The 17,104-nt window shown below is 51.8% G+C and carries 16 protein-coding genes; 8 read left to right on the top strand and 8 right to left on the bottom strand.

The window, feature by feature from the left end; all coding sequences use genetic code 11:
- Positions 1 to 921 precede the first annotated feature (921 nt).
- From ACIOZM_RS19090 to ACIOZM_RS19080, 3 genes are all read right to left on the bottom strand, one after another.
- Positions 922 to 2,316, bottom strand: coding sequence for an undecaprenyl-phosphate glucose phosphotransferase (locus ACIOZM_RS19090; RefSeq protein ID WP_401216351.1), 1,395 nt, complete (start codon positions 2,314 to 2,316; stop codon positions 922 to 924).
- A 399-nt stretch (positions 2,317 to 2,715) separates the two neighbouring features.
- Positions 2,716 to 3,375: a helix-turn-helix domain-containing protein gene (locus tag ACIOZM_RS19085; protein WP_401216350.1), complete on the bottom strand. Its 660-nt coding sequence runs from the start codon at positions 3,373 to 3,375 to the stop codon at positions 2,716 to 2,718.
- 277 nt (positions 3,376 to 3,652) lie between these two features.
- A complete protein-coding gene (locus ACIOZM_RS19080; protein WP_401216349.1) occupies positions 3,653 to 4,393 on the bottom strand; it encodes a winged helix-turn-helix domain-containing protein in 741 nt (246 codons plus the stop codon).
- 570 nt (positions 4,394 to 4,963) lie between these two features.
- Between ACIOZM_RS19080 and ACIOZM_RS19075 the strand changes: the two genes are divergently transcribed.
- Positions 4,964 to 5,797 (top strand): undecaprenyl-diphosphate phosphatase, encoded by an 834-nt coding sequence (locus ACIOZM_RS19075; RefSeq protein WP_401216348.1) that lies wholly within the window; start codon positions 4,964 to 4,966, stop codon positions 5,795 to 5,797.
- Here the strand turns inward: ACIOZM_RS19075 and ACIOZM_RS19070 are convergent, their stop codons facing one another.
- Both ACIOZM_RS19070 and dusA read right to left on the bottom strand, forming a co-directional pair.
- Positions 5,798 to 5,905 carry a hypothetical protein gene (locus tag ACIOZM_RS19070; protein ID WP_401216347.1) on the bottom strand — a complete coding sequence of 36 codons (108 nt, stop codon included), beginning with the start codon at positions 5,903 to 5,905 and terminating at the stop codon, positions 5,798 to 5,800.
- A 28-nt stretch (positions 5,906 to 5,933) separates the two neighbouring features.
- Positions 5,934 to 6,914, bottom strand: coding sequence for a tRNA dihydrouridine(20/20a) synthase DusA (gene dusA, locus ACIOZM_RS19065; RefSeq protein WP_401216380.1), 981 nt, complete (start codon positions 6,912 to 6,914; stop codon positions 5,934 to 5,936).
- Positions 6,915 to 7,042: 128 nt separating this feature from the next.
- Here dusA and ACIOZM_RS19060 point away from each other — a divergent pair, with 128 nt between their 5' ends.
- Positions 7,043 to 8,134: a tyrosine-type recombinase/integrase gene (locus tag ACIOZM_RS19060; protein WP_401216346.1), complete on the top strand. Its 1,092-nt coding sequence runs from the start codon at positions 7,043 to 7,045 to the stop codon at positions 8,132 to 8,134.
- On the opposite strand, the gene ACIOZM_RS19055 is transcribed toward ACIOZM_RS19060, so the two are convergent.
- The 3 genes from ACIOZM_RS19055 to ACIOZM_RS19045 all read right to left on the bottom strand — a co-directional run bounded on the left by ACIOZM_RS19055 (position 8,131) and on the right by ACIOZM_RS19045 (position 10,232).
- A complete protein-coding gene (locus ACIOZM_RS19055) occupies positions 8,131 to 8,388 on the bottom strand; it encodes a hypothetical protein (protein WP_401216345.1) in 258 nt (85 codons plus the stop codon). The two genes, ACIOZM_RS19060 and ACIOZM_RS19055, sit on opposite strands and share 4 nt — an antisense overlap.
- Positions 8,385 to 8,606 carry a helix-turn-helix transcriptional regulator gene (locus ACIOZM_RS19050; protein WP_401216344.1) on the bottom strand — a complete coding sequence of 74 codons (222 nt, stop codon included), beginning with the start codon at positions 8,604 to 8,606 and terminating at the stop codon, positions 8,385 to 8,387. The genes ACIOZM_RS19055 and ACIOZM_RS19050 overlap by 4 nt, the downstream gene beginning before the upstream one ends.
- A 321-nt stretch (positions 8,607 to 8,927) precedes the next feature.
- Positions 8,928 to 10,232, bottom strand: coding sequence for a hypothetical protein (locus ACIOZM_RS19045; protein WP_401216343.1), 1,305 nt, complete (start codon positions 10,230 to 10,232; stop codon positions 8,928 to 8,930).
- A gap of 451 nt (positions 10,233 to 10,683) precedes the next feature.
- Between ACIOZM_RS19045 and ACIOZM_RS19040 the strand changes: the two genes are divergently transcribed.
- The 6 genes from ACIOZM_RS19040 (at position 10,684) to ACIOZM_RS19015 (ending at position 17,054) form a co-directional block, all read left to right on the top strand.
- Positions 10,684 to 13,017: a DEAD/DEAH box helicase gene (locus tag ACIOZM_RS19040; protein WP_401216342.1), complete on the top strand. Its 2,334-nt coding sequence runs from the start codon at positions 10,684 to 10,686 to the stop codon at positions 13,015 to 13,017.
- A gap of 134 nt (positions 13,018 to 13,151) precedes the next feature.
- The gene (locus tag ACIOZM_RS19035) at positions 13,152 to 13,811 is read left to right on the top strand and encodes a hypothetical protein (RefSeq protein ID WP_401216341.1); all 660 of its coding nucleotides are present in this window, start codon (positions 13,152 to 13,154) and stop codon (positions 13,809 to 13,811) included.
- A 134-nt stretch (positions 13,812 to 13,945) separates the two neighbouring features.
- Positions 13,946 to 14,443 carry a hypothetical protein gene (locus tag ACIOZM_RS19030; RefSeq protein ID WP_401216340.1) on the top strand — a complete coding sequence of 166 codons (498 nt, stop codon included), beginning with the start codon at positions 13,946 to 13,948 and terminating at the stop codon, positions 14,441 to 14,443.
- A gap of 2 nt (positions 14,444 to 14,445) precedes the next feature.
- Positions 14,446 to 14,946: a hypothetical protein gene (locus ACIOZM_RS19025; RefSeq protein ID WP_401216339.1), complete on the top strand. Its 501-nt coding sequence runs from the start codon at positions 14,446 to 14,448 to the stop codon at positions 14,944 to 14,946.
- Between the two features lie 22 nt (positions 14,947 to 14,968).
- A complete protein-coding gene (locus ACIOZM_RS19020) occupies positions 14,969 to 15,397 on the top strand; it encodes a hypothetical protein (protein WP_401216338.1) in 429 nt (142 codons plus the stop codon).
- A gap of 130 nt (positions 15,398 to 15,527) precedes the next feature.
- A complete protein-coding gene (locus tag ACIOZM_RS19015) occupies positions 15,528 to 17,054 on the top strand; it encodes a terminase large subunit domain-containing protein (protein WP_401216337.1) in 1,527 nt (508 codons plus the stop codon).
- Positions 17,055 to 17,104 lie beyond the last annotated feature (50 nt).

Raw genomic sequence — 17,104 nt, 5'->3', positions numbered from 1 at the left:
TGCTCGCGATGGCGTCAGCCCAGCCAACATCCTTGGTGACTGACACACCGCCATCGCGAGCAGGCTCACTCCTACAGATTCTGTGGCTGTGCCGAAATCCTGAGTACACCCCAAATCCCTGTAGGAGCGAGCCTGCTCGCGATGGCGTCAGTCCAGCCAACATCTCTGGTGACTGACACAGCGCCATCGCGAGCAGGCTCACTCCTACAGATTCTGTGGCTGTCCATAGAACCTGAGTACACCCCAAATCCCTGTAGGAGCGAGCCTGCTCGCGAAGGCGTCAGCCCAGCCAACATCTCTGGTGACTGACACAGCGCCATCGCGAGCAGGCTCACTCCTACAGATTCGTTGGCTGTTCATAAAGCCTGAGCACACCCCAAATCCCTGTAGGAGCGAGCCTGCTCGCGATGGCGTCGGCCCAGCCAACATCTCTGGTGACTGACACACCGCTATCGCGAGCAGGCTCACTCCTACAGATTCTGTGGTTGTGCCGAAATCCAGCACACACCTCTAATCCCTGTGGGAGCTGGCTTGCCAGCGATGGCGTCAGCCCAGCCAACATCCTTGGTGACTGATACACCGCTTTCGCGAGCAGGCTCACTCCCACAAGTTTCGCGGGATGTGCCCATAAGCCTGAGTACACCCCAAATCCCTGTGGGAGCTGGCTTGCCAGCGATGGCGTCAGCCCAGCCAACATCCTCGGTGACTGACACACCGCTTTCGCGGGCAAGCCACGCTCCCACAGGTTCTGTGGTTGTGCCGAAAGCCTGAGTACACCCCAAATCCCTGTGGGAGCTGGCTTGCCAGCGAAGGCGTCGGCATGGGCAGCATCGCCTCAGCCTGACACTCCACCTCCAAATCCCAGCCACAAAAAAGGGGACTTTCGTCCCCTTGCGGTGCTGCGCGGTGATCACCAGCCCATCAATAAATATCCTTCGACAGCAACGTAAACGGCGTCTTCACCAGGATCTTCAAATCCAGCCACAACGACCAGTTGTTGATGTACTGAAGGTCGATCTCGACACGCTTCTGCATCTTGTCGATGGTGTCCGTCTCACCCCGGCAGCCGCTGATTTGCGCCAGCCCGGTGATCCCCGGTTTAATCCGGTGGCGAGCCATGTAAGCGAGGATTTTCCCCGAGTAGAAATTGTTGTGTGCGACAGCATGCGGACGCGGGCCGACCAGTGCCATATGCCCTTGCAGCACGTTGAACAATTGCGGCAGTTCGTCCAGCGAAGTGCGACGGATGAAGCGACCGACTGCGGTGATACGCGAGTCGTTGCGGCTGGCCTGTTTAACCTCATGGTCATCGTGGACGCGCATCGAGCGGAATTTCCAGACCTGAATCACCTTGCCATTCCAGCCATGGCGGTCCTGCTTGAACAACACCGGGCCCTGCGAGGTCAGTTTCACCGCCAGGGCAATGCCCAGCAACACCGGGCTCAGCAGAATCACCGCCAGCAGCGCCACGCCTTTCTCGAACAGGCTTTTGCTCAGGGCCGCGGTAGGGCGGCTGGTCAGCGGGCTCTCGTTCAGATAGATCGCCGGCATACCGTCCACGACCTTCACCGAGTGATTGAGCAGCGTCAGACTGTTCAAGTCCGGCACCCAGACCACATCAACGTTGGCACCGAGCAAATCGACGTACATCGCTTCGATCTGCGCCGCTTCAGACAACGGCAGCGTGATGTACAAGCGACGAATGTCATGCGCCTTGATCAGCTCCAGCAAATCTTCCTGGGCGCCGACAATGCGTGGAGCATTCGAATCCAGAGAGGGCAGGGTACCGTTGCTGACCAGGCCCACCAGCGGCAGGTTTTCCATTTGATTGAGCTTGTTCGCCAAACCCAACGCCAGCTCACCAGTGCCGACGATCAGGGTTTTGTGCTCACGCTCACGCGACCGCTGATAGAACTTCGAGAATGCATGCAGCGGCGCATACAGCAATGCCTGACCGAGGAAGCCGTAGACCGCCCAGCTCAGCGTCACCTCGCGCGAAAACACCTCATCGGCCTTGCAGACAAACGCGATGCACGCCAGCGCAACCATGGTCATCGACCAGCCCATGAACAGCCGTCCGAGACCCGCCAGATAGTTGTCTCGCTTGCGATAAACGCCGCTGAAGGTATAAGCCGGAACCGAGGCCAGAACCGCCAGTGTCGCGCACATGCGGTAATAGAACTCGACCGTTCCCGTGTGCCGCTCGGCAAGGATGAACAGCAGTGCAACGACAAAGGCTTGCGCCAGTGCCCATTGGCCCCAAAAGGTAAGTCCCTTGAGGCCGGTGTTTCGATCGATACTAAGAGTAAGTTCCATACGATATCCCCAAAAGACGTCCATTCAGATTTCGACAGTTGAAGTCCGAGCTGTTAAGTAGGCTTATTGTTTTTGTTATAGCGAATGTTCTGAGGTAACAGCGCCGATGTGCCGAACTGTCGTCAATCAATAGACTAAGTTATTGTCGGAGATGCTGTCTGACGAGTTCTAACAAGATGGCCATGTGCCAACTTTTTAATAATTAAATAAGAGGACGTTAGAAATGGTCGAGCAGGGAAGGGTGAATAATCAATATTGATTTTGCTATTGTAGGAGGTAGCGGAGGGAAGCGAAATTTAACCAGGGAGGGATAAAGCCAAACAGAGTGCTCTTGTTGTTTTTGTTATCGCACTGTTTCTGTTTGTTTTGTACGCGCTGTCAGGCGCGCAAAGCAGGTGTTTACGCGACGACTTCCTGGATCAGGCAATAACCGCGATTTCTGACGGCACGGAACAATCGTTCACCGTGACTGGCGCTTTTGAATTTGTCCTGCAGGCGACTCAGGCACATTTCCAGTCCGCGATATTGCTCTGGCTCTCTGCCGATGCTGAGGATCAGCTCTTCTCGACTGACAACGCGCTCTTCATGGTGCAGCATCTTCTTGACCAGTGCAGTTTCCAGCCCGGTCAGACTGATTTCGATGCCTTCTTTGATCAAGGCGTTATGGACGTCGTCGAGATGCCAGGTTGCAGTACAAGGAGCGTCGCCCTCAGCGGCACGGAACATATCGCTGGCTTGCTCTGCCAATGTCGGAACGCTATTGAACTGCTTTGCCGATTGAGCAGCCAGCCATTCGGATTCGAGGGTGGCCAATATTCGCTGCGTATCATGTTCGATGCTGTGCGCGACGTGTTTTCGGGTACCGCGTGGGTAAGTGAACTCCATCAGTACGGGGGCGGAAGAGGGCGAAGCAGAACCTTCAATAAACATTTGTGCCTGAGACGTGCCAAACGAATTGAAACGCTCACTGGACAAGATGCTTTCAAGTTCACGTTGCGCCGTTGTGCTGTTCGTCACGACAACAAAATATTTTTTTGGGAGGGTTGTACTAGTTTCCATGTATCTCTCCTGAAGTACACACCAAATTTGGCTAAAAGATAATCGGCAGTCGAGTAATGACTTCCTTGGAAGTAATCGAAAGGCAGGGTCTGGGCCCAAAGTTGGTCCTCGATAGGTTCCACTCAATCTGCTGCTATGTTATTAAGTTTATTATTATGGTTCGGTGTTGCCGCGCTCATTCATGTTTCTATTTATAAATGTACTTGCAGTGCAGATAGTGCTTGATAGTTGCATCAGACGTTCCTTCGTATGTGCAAAAATGGTTGGCTGCCCGGAGTCAGGCAGTCGATATCAGACCCCGCATCAGGCGATAGCCATAGCCGCGGATACTCTGAATCGCGTTGGTACCATACATGTCCTTGATTTTTCCACGCAAGCGGCTGATCGATTTTTCCAGCGCTCGAGGGTCGTAGAAATTGGTGTTGAGCCCCATGATATTGGCGATTTCATCATGGCTCAGGATGTGATTGCTGGTTTGCGCAAACGCTTCGAGGATCTTCATTTCGGCAAATGAGATATCGAGTTTCTTGCTGTTGCCCAGCAGGCTGATACGGGTAGGGTCGAGCACCAGGCTGATATCGCGCTGCCATTCTTCACTGTTGAAGAACTCCGCCAGCAACTCGGAGCCTTCGTCGGTGAGCGTATTGAGCTTGATACAAAAGTCGGCGCCGGCAAGATAGTATTTTATCTTGTTGTAGGTACCACGCCCGGTGATCACCGCACAAATGATGGGCTTCAAATTATCGGTGCGCAGGCTTTCAACCAGCGCGAGACTGTCTTCGAGGGCTTGAGGGCTGTCGATAACGATGAAGATGGCGCGATACGTACCGGTTTGTTCATTGCTGTTATATGAACTAGTGTACGAATTGACTTCAAGCGCCATATCGGTCCGCACGTGCCTGGCGAGTAGCGCTCTAAAATGTTCAGCCACGCCACGGGTACGGCCCAGAGTGAGAACGCCGGGTTCGTCATTTGTCGGGCGCGGGCTTCTAGTCGCTAAGTTCGCTGTAAGCATCATGCATTGACTCAAATAGGTGCTGACATCGGGATGTTAAAGCACCGGTTCTCATCTGTGACTGACAATTGGTAACATTTAGGCGGATTTTAGACGTGGCCCGCGAGTTTTCTAACAATAATTAAGCTTTTCAAGCTTTTAGTTGATTTTCTCGGGGTTGTGAACTAGTCGTTAGATAGTGGCAATATGGAATTGTGCCACTATTTTGAAACGATGGCCATTGGTTTGTTCATGTCCTATTGCCACTGTTTGGCCATTTACCATAGTGTGAAGCAGGTCACACTTTATTGCGTTGATGAACTTTTTACTACCAAGTGCCTAAATATTTACAGAGCAGTTCGTAAGCGGACGTTTATTAACATGCCTTGAGTGTGTCTTTTGATAAGTCATATTCTTAAACAACAAAAGATCGCAGCCTTCGGCAGCCCCTACATTTTAAATGTGTAACCACTGTAGGAGCTGCCGAAGGCTGCGATCTTTTGATCTTCATGCACACCGATTGTTTTATTTCTGATACTCAACCCCTGAGTGTTATCAACCGGTCGCTCGCAAGAGCGCTCTGACGGAGGATTAATGGATTTCTGGACGTTTTGCCAGGTGTTGATTTTAGGTGCGGTAGAAGGTCTGACCGAGTTCTTGCCCATTTCCAGTACGGGCCACCAGATTATCGTTGCTGATTTGTTGGGCTTCGGCGGTGAACGCGCCATGGCGTTCAACATCATTATTCAACTGGGTGCCATTCTTGCCGTCGTCTGGGAGTTTCGACCGAAGATCTTCGAGATAGTCAAAGGCCTGCCGACCGAGCGCAATGCTCAACGTTTCACCCTCAATTTGTTGATTGCATTTCTTCCGGCTGTGGTTCTGGGTGTGTTGTTCGCTGACAAAATCCATCAATACCTGTTTAACCCGATCACCGTAGCCGTTGCATTGGTTGTCGGCGGTATCGTCATGTTATGGGCCGAACAACGCCGCCATGTCGTGAGCGTCGATCATGTCGATGACATGCGCTGGTCTGACGCGTTGAAGATTGGTTTCGTACAATGTCTGGCAATGATTCCCGGCACATCCCGTTCCGGATCGACCATCATTGGCGGCCTGCTATTTGGCCTGTCACGCAAGGCCGCCACCGAGTTCTCGTTCTTTCTGGCCATGCCGACCATGGTCGGTGCCGCCGTGTATTCCGGCTACAAGTATCACGACCTGTTCCAGAGCAGCGACCTGCCGGTCTTCGCCCTGGGCTTCGTGATCGCGTTTATTTTCGCGATGATCGCCGTGCGCGGTCTGCTGAAGTTCATTGCCAACCATAGCTACGCCGCGTTCGCCTGGTATCGGATCGCGTTTGGCTTGCTGATCCTGGCTACGTGGATGTTTGGTTGGGTGAACTGGACGGCTGCGGCGGCGAGCTGATTACTGACTGCTGATTAGCGCGGCGACGGCGAGGTCGCTGAGTTCCGCGTCCGGCGAGTCCTGACGGTAGCGCTGCAACGCTGAGGTGAAATACGCAGCTTGCAGCATGCCGTTGCCCGCACATTCAAACCTTCAATCAACGACCTTCAAGCAACTCCGCTGCCTGATCCAGCAACGCCAGCGGATCTTTGGCCTTGTGAATATCCACCGACAACAACTGGCGGAATTTACGCGCCCCCGGGAACCCGGTGCCCAGGCCCAGCACATGGCGCGTGATGTGGTGCATCGAGCCGCCAGCGAGCAGATGCTCGGCGATATAAGGACGCAATTGCGCCAGCGCCTCGGCACGGCTGATCACCGGCGCCGAACTGCCGAACAGCTGCTGATCCACTTCCGCCAGCAAATACGGATTGTGATACGCCTCACGACCCAGCATCACACCGTCAAAAGTCTGCAAATGCTCATGGCAGGCCTCCATCGTCTTGATCCCGCCGTTAAGCACGAACTCCAACTCCGGAAAATCCACCTTCAACCGCGCCGCCACGTCATAACGCAGTGGCGGAATGTCCCGGTTCTCCTTCGGCGACAACCCCTCCAGAATCGCAATCCGCGCATGCACGGTAAAACTCGTGCACCCGGCATCACGCACCGTGCCGACGAAATCACACAATTGCTCGTAACTGTCCCGCCCGTTAATCCCGATCCGATGCTTCACCGTCACCGGAATCGACACCGCATCACGCATCGCCTTCACGCAATCCGCCACCAACTGCGGATGCCCCATCAGGCACGCGCCGATCATATTGTTCTGCACCCGATCACTCGGGCAGCCGACGTTGAGGTTCACCTCGTCGTAACCGTGCTCCTGAGCCATACGCGCGCAGGCGGCCAGATCGAGTGGAACGCTACCGCCGAGCTGCAACGCCAGCGGGTGCTCGGCTTCGTTGTGGCGGAGGAAGCGTTCATGATCGCCGTTGAGCAGCGCGCCGGTGGTGACCATTTCGGTGTAGAGCAGGGCGTTCTTCGACAGGAGGCGCAGGAAGAAACGGCAGTGACGGTCTGTCCAGTCCATCATGGGGGCGACGCTAAATCTTCTATTGGTAATGCCTTGATTTATAACGTTTTTCTTGTCTTGTAAATTCACTAAAAGGCCTTCGTGTGTAGCTTCGTTGCACACGCGGTGTGCATGAGGTGTGTGTGCAGTGTATTATTCAGGTGTCTAGGACTGAACACGGATTGCACACGATGGCGAGTATTGTAAGGCTTCCAAGCGGCAGCTGGCGCGCTCAGGTGATGAGAAATGGCGTGCGCAAGGGAGAGACCTTCAAGAAGCATGCTGATGCCAAGCGCTGGGCGGCTGAGATGGAGAGCAAGCTAGAGAGCATCAAAGCCATCGGAACAGCTCAAACCCCCAAGGGGTCAACGTTCGCGGACTTCGTTGACAAGTATGTCGAAGAGACAGATCCAGTAAAGCCACATGGTAAAAATAAGAAGGCAACCCTCAAGAGGTTAAAGTCTGAGTTCAAGGGTGTGCTCATGTCGGATTTCTCAATTCTTCACCTACGTGAGTTCGTCGATAGGCGAGTGAGAAAAAAGACCCAGGCCGGTACGACTGTTTCAGGCGTCACTATCGCTGTTGATCTCTCGTATATTTCCACGATCTTGCACTGGGCTCGTGACGTTAAGCATTACGATGTTAATGCAGGAATTGCGAACGAGATTCGGGGGAGCCTTGCGCGAAGGGGAATCAATACAAGAAGTAAAAGACGTGAGCGGGAGGCCACTGAAGCTGAGCTTGAGAAGATATTTGCGGCATATGAAGCAAAAGGCTCTAGGCAAAAGATTCCTATGCCTCACCTGATAGCTTTTGCGCTGGCATCAGCAATGCGACAGGAAGAAGTGTGCTCGATTCTGATCGAAGACATTAACTACGAAGACAAAACCGTGGTGATCAGGAATAGGAAGCATCCACAAGAAAAACTGGGGAACGACCAGACGGTGCCGTTACTTCCTGCGGCTTGGGATATTGCCATGACGCACGTGGGTGATAGAAAGAAAGGGCGCGTTTTCCCATTCAATCAGAGGTCGGTGAGCTCTTCGTTTACCAGAATTTGCCAGAAGTGCGGAATTGAAGACCTTCATTTCCACGATCTTCGACACGGGGCCATCGGGAAGCTGTTTACTATTGGGCTTCGGATAGAACAAGTGGCGTTGATCTCCGGTCATCGCGACTGGGCAATGCTCCGGAGATATACGCATATCAAAGCCAAGGATGTGCAGAAGGCTTTCAATGACCTTCTGGGGGCCCAGGCTGCCAAGACCTTAGCAACGGCTTAAATTGACCTAAGGATGGCCTCTCTGCTCTTTTGCTTGGTCAGCGACTTCAGATGCTCCTTTACGTCGTCGATGTCGTAGAAATATGCTGATCCGAAGCGAGTGTAGCTGGGGCCATTTCCTCGCTTCCGCCAATCTTCTACCGTTGCTGGTTTCACCATCGCAAGCAATGCAACCTGATCTTCGGTCATGAAGCCCAGCTCATTTGCCAGAGTATTTCGTTTGGCGGCATGATCTACATTCATTTCATTGTTCATGCGCACTCTCCCTGTCCAAAGCCAAACCCTTTGACCCTGGCCATCAGGAAGGCACTAATACCCCTCACCGGGTAAAAGAAGCTATTTCCCGCATATGCGTATGCCGGGCCGGTGCTATTCCTTCTCCAATTTTCGAGCGTCGATTTGCTCACGTTAAACAGGTGGGCTACGTCATCTTCGGTCAGAAAGCCCATTTCCTGCGCGATTCCTTTTTGCATTTCACTATCTCGAAAGCACCCGCCGTCATGACCGTCAGTGCCCCCATCTCTCTCTGAAATCCAGGTGTCGTACCTTGGGTTTGTCAATATATGGAATATGTTTTTCCAGATTCCGTCAAGGCGCAGAGAGCATCTTTTAAACAGTCTACGCAGCGCATACCGTTAACTCAGAGTATGTAGAAAGTATACTTTGATCGTCTTATTGTTAATCCTACGAGCATAAAAAAGCCCCGTCGGGAGAGAGACCGTACGGGGCTAGTAGGCAAACCCAGAAGGAAAAGGAATTAAACTTCAAGGCATGACTAATGATACCACATTCTTTTAGTTTGTGTGGTTTGTTGTCAAATGTAAATCACCGATTTCGTTCTGTGCGGGGAATCCGTTAGTTCCGGGATTTTGTTTAATTCTCGCGAGAACTATATGGCCTTCTGCTTTGATTAAGTCCATCAGCTGTTGCATATCCGTTTTGGTGGCCTTGGCGATTTTATCTTGGATAGACTTACTGATTTTGATCGCTGTCGGGTGGTTGCCGTCGCCGTAGAAGCGGTGCCAAAAGTGGCGTCCGGCGTGCTCACCTGACATTACCTGCATTTCAACTAGCGCTGATTGTCCTCCTTTTTTTGTTGGTTGGTTTTTGACAGACCTGAACTTAATCATAGCGTCATGGGTTGGCATTGGCTCTCGGGATTGCGCCTTTGCATCGACGATCTTGATGTCGTCTTGTTTGCGGAATTTGCGCTTTAGAGAGTTGATGTGTGACTTCGCGAAAGTCTTACAAGATCGCCATGCTGCTGCGTCTTGGCTTTCCCCTGGGAGAAGTCGGTTACGACTGTATATGCGGTCACGGAAGTATTCATTCCCAGCGTGCTCGGTGTTGTCGTACTCAAACAGGCGCTGGGCGATCTCTTCTTCTGTCGAAGATGTGATCATGCCGCCAACAATGCGGTTGAGCTGATATGACCTTCCTCTTGCGCCTGTCCCACCTGAAGCCTTGCGTGCAGCACCGGGCTTGTACTCGACATCGAGGCCGTAGCTGGACATGTGCAGTTTGTATTCGTTGACGTCAGCAGTATTGCCGGGGTTATAGAAGCTGATAGCGAACTGCTTGCGCTCGGGATGCGCTGTGTACACATAGAAGCAGTGCGACAGGCTCTTCCAGCATGGATCTAGGGCCCTCAGCATGCGACCACCAAGGAAGTCATCGATCTGCTCCAAGATGGCGGCGTAGATCGTGTCGTGCTCCTCAGGGAAGACTGGACGGGACGGAGTGATGACGATCCGAAAGCGTGGGGCTTCCTGGGTATGAGAGTGGCTTGTGTACACGATGTGCTCAAGGCACAGGTCGATAAGAGCATCTTCAACTTCTTCGAGCTGGATCATGTCGTCGTCATATCCTGCGCCGAGCTTCTGATCGACATCGAAGACCACCAGCGTGGAATTGATCACGTTTTCGGCGTGGCGTACCGGAACACGAAAGTTGGCTGGTACGAAAGTTTGGGCGCGCTCCTTATCTGCAAGTACAAGCGGACTTGCGAAGCTTTTCTCAAAAAGCTCATGCAGGTTGCTGACTTTAGATGATGTTAGGGTGTTCGTTGATGCCCATGATTGCGTTGAGTAGTTAATCATTTGACCTTTCCTTTTTTATGAGTCTTTCGCTCATCTGTATCCATTAAACAAATGGAGCAATGGGTCACGCAATACCTTTTCTCAATAAAATATTTTGACTGGGTCTTTGATGGGCCTTTAGGTGTTCATTGCTGGTTCATTGGTGTTTATTTTCGTCGAGGCATTGACCGTCAAGTTTTTCTTAGCCAAAGATGTGACGTCGCCCGATCACCCCATCTACCACCCTTATTCTGTTTTCTTTCTTAAATAAAGAGGTGGTAGATGGGGTTGCTGGGGCTGTGTAAAACCTTTGGTTAAGAGAGACTTTTTGAAATGCGGTCGAAGAAATACATGTATACCCGATTTAATTATTTTACCTAATCTTCAGTCGAGGTATTGCAACGCCTTTTGCTCATTTTCGATACTAGCTACATAGAGGCGAGAGAGTCTCAAATAAGAAAAGGAACGCTGTATGAACAACGCATCAAACATAGTAGTTATCGAAAACAACCAAGAGGCCCTTGCAACTGCTCTTGAGCTCAGAGAATACGCAAGCACTACTCGACTCATGTCTATCGACGGAAACGTGCTGGACGCTGTCTCAGTGGCTTATAAAACAGCTTCTGGCCTGCACAGTGCAAACGACGGGCAAATCACAAAGTCGATCTACAGCATGTCGAAAATCGCTATCGCCCTGATGATCGTGAAAGCTGACAGCAGCGACAAAGCATTCGACACAGCAGCATTTGAAATCGCTCGTGATGTCTTCGTTTCTGGAAAAACCCAAGAGAAAGCACAGGCACTCGCTGAAGCAACTGGACGCACTCAAGAATCTTGCGTCACGGCCATCAACGGCAAGCTTCAATTCCTGACCGCCCGGATGAACTCCAAAACCAACGCACTGACCGACACGGGCATCCCCACCGAGACTCCAGAAGCCATTCGCGACATCATCCTGGCAGACGGCGGCAAATACCTTATCAGCCTGCCGACCGGCGAGGGCAAATCAACGATCATCAACGAGCCTGTCATCCAACACTACTTGGATACCGGCAGGAAGGTACTTGTGATCTCCCACCGTCGCTCAATCAACAAAACCCTGGCAAACCTGCCGGGCATCGTCAGCTACGACGAGTGCAACGATCCCAGCGACCTGCAAAACGCAAAAGGCCTGAAGATTGTCGTCAACTCGCTCACTGCACTGAAATTCAAACGCTTCATCCAGGAGGTCGACCTTGTGGTCATTGATGAGGCCTCTCAGGTGCTCTCCCACGTCCTCGGCGGCGAAGTAAAGAACCGCCAGGCTGTGTGGGAAACCCTGGATTTTGTCGTCAAACACACAGCAAGCGTCATCATGAGCGATGCCGACATTGATGCTCGTTGTGCTGAGATGATCGGCACGGGCTACAAGCTGTTCAAGAAGCCTGCAGCTCATGCTGGTATCACTGTACATACAGGTGACATCAACCACGTCAGAGCACTGGCCATCAAATCGGCGTGCGAGATGAACACCTTGATCGCTTGCGATGCTGTGAAAGAAGCTCTGGCACTGGCTAAATCTATTGAGAAGCAAGGCGGGCCAGCCGCGCTCGTAATCACTGCTGACAATGCTCTGTGGCCAGAGCAAGCTGCTTTCATCGCTGACCCGAACTCCACTACACACCAGGTGGTTATCTACAGCCCAGTGATCACCTCTGCGCTGTCTATCACGTCAGGCCACTTCAAGGCGCATTTCGGAGTGTTCCAAGGCCAAGTGGTGCCTAGTGATGCGATTCAGATGCTTCGTCGTGATCGCACTGCCAAGAGCTTCGTAGTCGGCATCAAGCAGCCGACGTACAGCAAGTCTGAAGCTGTTGAAGCGACCTACAAGTGCAGTCCTATTGCTCTTGATGATCTCGTCCCACACCTGAAAGCTGATGCATACGTCCCGCCAGTTTTTATGCGCGACCCTGATAAGTCAGATGAAGAAAATGATGTAGCGATCAATCAAGCCCAGGCTGATGCCAAGAAGATGTTTGATGCTGCTCAAGGCGCCAAGCTTCAGAGATTGGTTAGCGCTGAGGTTGCGGCAATTAACTTCCGCTTTCTGGAGTACGGGCATCGCAAAAGCGAGGCATGGCTGCGAGACAACATCCAGGCGGCACTCCCAGCAAGCCTGCTCGCACGTGGTTTTGAAGTCGAAGTCCTGGAGCATGACGATGACCTTTCTCTCTCCGGATTCAAAGCGGATAGCCAGGCTCGCAAGGCAGTAAAGCGCCAGATCGCCAAAGGCCTCAACAGCGCTGCTAAGGCCGATGAAGCAACTACCCAGCGTGTAAAGGAGTACGGCTCAGTCAACGAGCATGAGCACTTGGAGGCATCACGCGCTAGGGCAATCGCAGTCATGAAAGTCTCTGATTTCAACTTGGACGACGCGATGGTCTGGGGCTCTGGCGACGGTGAATCAAAGATCATAAAGTTCCGCGAGCTGATCGGCACCGCTGAAGCCCTTGACGCAACAGATGAGCGCAGCTCGAAAAAGGTAATGGCCCTGCTGAAGCCAGCACTGACCGCAATGACATCGGGCAACGGCTGGACTGGTGATCACAGTGTCGAGCTGTTCGACAGCCTGAACGCCATCCGCACTGACGTCCTCAAAGCCGGAATCAGGATGAGCTCTGCAAAAAGCGATCAAGCCAAGAAGGCGGATATCACGAAGATCTTCAGTCAGTTCGGACTTGTCGTCAAAAAGCACGAGACAACGAACAAGCGGTTCTTCTACATCATTAGCCCGAAATCACTGGCTCAAATGACACGATACATCTGATGTATCAAGCGCCAAGGAAGGCGCTGCAATATACCCAATATAAATATTTTGACAAACTTGCTAAACGCTATTGAACGGCCAAATGCTCATATTTATTATGGAAGGTATAGCAAGAATAAAAAGGAAAAGGCTATATGACCGCTTTTATTGATATCTCGCAACATCAAATTGATATGGGGGAAGTTGACGAGGTAAGGGCTTGCCTGTTGAAACCATGGGGGTTTAGGGAGCTCGACCGAGGTCTTTTGTTTAGCATCGCCCAGACATGCCTGCATGCGCTCCACAAGGTGCCTTGGAACGATTACAACGCCCAGCATTACAATGGACGTGTCGTGACAGTCGAAGATGTAATTTTCCTTCCTGACCTCCCGCCAGTCCCGAAGCCTTATCGGAGTTGGCCCGAAGCATTCATTATGATTTTTGGCGGTCTGCAGGAGTGCGAATACGAGCCGAAGGAACAAAAGCTCAGGTACGTTGTTGAGCACACATACCAACCTGACTCTGTTGATCCGAACAACCCGAAGATCGTGTTCGAAATCAAAGGTGTCATTCCTACATTGGTAGATGCGAAGAAGTACAGAGCAGTTGCGGAACAGAACGGCGTGCACATTATCTTCATCCTTCAAGAGAAAGGGATTATCTGCCCTTGGTCAAGACCCCGCAAAGATGGCACCAGGATGACCCAAGAGGAATGGATTTCAAAGGAGGGTTTTGAATACTGTTACCAAGGCGAAGAAGAGTCGTTTAGAGCAACCGACAAGTACAAGAAGCTCGTAGCAACCTTCGGAAAGTAATCCTGAAATATCAAACATGACGTACAGAACACAAGGGCCACGATGGCTCTTTTTTTTGCTTAAATTTTGCGCACAAATAAAGCCTTTATATTAGTGTTACAATATCTGCATAAGAATAATAATAAGAGCACGACATGCGTAAGATCTTGGGGATCGATCCAGGTCTCTCCGGTGGACTATCCATCATCGACGAGCGATTCAACTTAATTGCTTGTATTCCAATGCCAACCATCACACTTGACGGCAATAAGCGTCGGGTTGATCCGCGTCCGGTTTTTGACTTCATCAGTCTCCACAAACCTGAACTGGCGGTTGTGGAGTTGGTAGGTGCTAGGCCAGGTCAGGGTGTCGTCAGCATGTTCAATTTCGGCGATGCCTTTGGTGCCGTCAGGGCTGTTGCTGAGTGCCTGTGCTCAGAGGTTCGGTATTCGCGACCGCAGGAGTGGCGAGGTCACCAGAGCCTCTCAGGTCTATCCAAGGAGCAAATCGCCGAGATCGCTTACGAGGTTTTCGGGGAATCGCAGATTTACGGAAAGCCCTATAAGCGTAAGGGCGAGATCAAAAGAAAGACCTGCGACGGGATCTCCGACAGCCTGATGATCGCGAAGTACGGCGTCAGGTTTCTGGAGTAAGCATGGGCACTAGAGCACTCAATAAAGACCTGATCAAGCGTCTCTCTACTGCACTCACAAAGACACCGGTAGTTGAGGTGGCTGTGGGTGCAATCGGGCTTCCTAAATCGACTTATTACCACTGGAAATCCCTTGCTCAGGAGATATCTGACAGTAACCCAGATCGCGACAACCTCAGCCCTAGTGACGAACTGTTATTAGAGTTTTTGGACTCCATAGAGGTTTCCAGAGCCAAATTAGGCCAAAAAATAAGTGATGCGGCGATCAAGGGGGCGATGAATGACCCACGAGTAGCAATTGATATTTTGCAGCGCATGTTCCCTGAGCAATTTTCACCACCGGCCAGACGCGAAGTTGTGATTCGCAAAGAAGGCCTGCAAACAGGCACTGGGATTGCCCTGGTTACTACACTTGGTGCCGGCCAAGACCTGGATCAGCTACTCCAGCAACAGCAATCCGACGCTCATTTGCTCGCAAAAACAAAAACAAACGAACTCTCATAACAATAAGAAGAAAGGTACTCGGATGATTAAGCAAAAAAGCTGGGGCGATTGCGGTGTTGCAGTATTGGCCAACGCCATGTGTGATACATATGAAAACACCCTCAAACGCTTGAATGGTCGTGACACTGGTTTAACCATGCAGGAGATGTGCGCCGCAATCCTAGGCAAATTTAACTCCATCCCGATCTATGTGCCACTTATTGGGTTTAATTTAGAGTCTGGCATACATGATGCCTGTACTTTGACATTCGATGCCGCTCATAAAAACATCATGAGTGTCCAAGGTCGGCGCGCTATCTATCAAGTAAAAACGAAGTCTGGAATGTTGCACTTCATATACTTCGATGGGCAGAAACTGTTCGATCCATCTACTAGAGCGCCTGAAAATCCAGTCTTCAGCGACTACGTGTATGTAGTAGACGCAATTTTCCTTCTAGATGTGCAGCATTGACGCGGATGGTTTGTGATCAAACAACGCCAGGCGCTTGTGCGCAAACAAGGCTCTTCCTTTGTACTGCATGCGGTACGGGAAGGTGCTTTGTGATCCGTATACGGGACACTAAGGCCGGAAAGGTGCGCTTATGAGCTCTTTCGGGAACCTTACGCAGATCGCTAAGGCGACTAGGCGCGTCCTATGGGAACCCATCCCCGGCGCAGGTGGTGGGCTCAGCTCTCAAGGCATGCTCCTCATCACCGGCCAACCTCGGAACCTGGTCAAAGAGGTTCTGTTCCATGGGTCTCGGGGTAACGGGAAGTCGGAATGTCTGTTGATGGCTTTCGGTCAACATGTTGGCCAAGGTTGGGGCAGCTACTGGCGCGGAGTGATCCTGCGTCGTCAGTTCTCGTCCCTGAAGGACTTGATCGTCAAGAGTCACCGGCTTTTCCCGAAGCTGTTCCCTGGCGCGACTTACAACAAATCGATGCGCGAATGGACGTTCCCGACTGGTGAAGTCCTGATCTTCGATTACATCGAGAAAAAGGAGCAGTACGAAGCGAAATTCCACGGTCAGGAGTATTCGTTTATTGGGTGGGACGAGCTGACCACCTGGGCTACTGACGAGATCTATGAGTCGATGATGTCGACGCTGCGAACGTCTTATCAGCCCGCGAAAGCCCAGCCGCTCATGCCACCCCTGCAGGTCAGGTCGACCACGAACCCCTGGGGTGTGGGTAAGCGATGGGTTAAAGCCCGATTTATTGACGGCAAAATCAGCGGTCAGATTGAGTACAAAAACGGCCAGAGGGACAAGTGCGCAATCTTCGGTACGGTGTTCGAAAACCCGCATTTGAATGACGAGTACAAGCATTGGCTCCGGACGATCAGTGACCCGGCGAAGCGTGCGTCATGGTTGCTCGGGGACTGGGAAGCTGTCGATGACACTGCGATGTTCGCTGCGCTCTGGAAGAAAGATGTGTTGCTCATGCAGCCATTCACGATCCCGGTTCACTGGAAAGTCGAGAGGTCATTCGACTACGGCCAATCGACACCTTTCTGTTGCATCTGGACTGCCGAAGCGAACGGCGAATCAGTCATGGTGAACGGACGTCCATTCTGTCCACCGAAGGGCTCGATCATAGTGGTGGGTGAAGATTACGGCACTCCGCTAAACCCAGATGGCACTCAACAGAAGCGCGACCTGGGTCTGTTCCTCAGTGCTGGCAACATCGGCAAGCGGCTCAAGAAGCGTGAACTCAAGCTTCAGGAAACCATCCTGAAGAACCACGCCAAGGTCACTCCAGGCCCTGCTGACAATCAAATTTATAACGGCAGCAAGGTTGATCAGGGTAGCGCCCCTACAGTCGCTAAGGATCTGGCTGCAGAAGGCATGACGTTCGTTAACTCTGACAAGTCGCCGGGCTCTAGGGTGACCAGTGCGCAGCTCATGTTCGGTCGTTTGCAAGCAACCATTGAGCAAGATCCGGGCAAACCGCACATCTACTTCTTCACTAACTGCCGGTTCCTGAATTCGTCGATTCCGGAACTTCAGAGGGATGAGGATCAACTGGATAGCGTTAGTAAGTGTGGTGATGACCATGCTTGGGATGCCCTGGCTTACCGCTTAACCTGGAAGCGTCCAGTAACTTCAATTCAACAAGGGATTCGCTAGTCTCAGAAGTTTGCCGTCAAACAAAGTACAATAATTGTAGCCAAACAATA

The organism is Pseudomonas sp. NPDC087346 (assembly GCF_044744235.1).
Classification (GTDB): Bacteria; Pseudomonadota; Gammaproteobacteria; order Pseudomonadales; family Pseudomonadaceae; genus Aquipseudomonas.
This window is presented reverse-complemented; position numbering and strand designations above follow the sequence as displayed.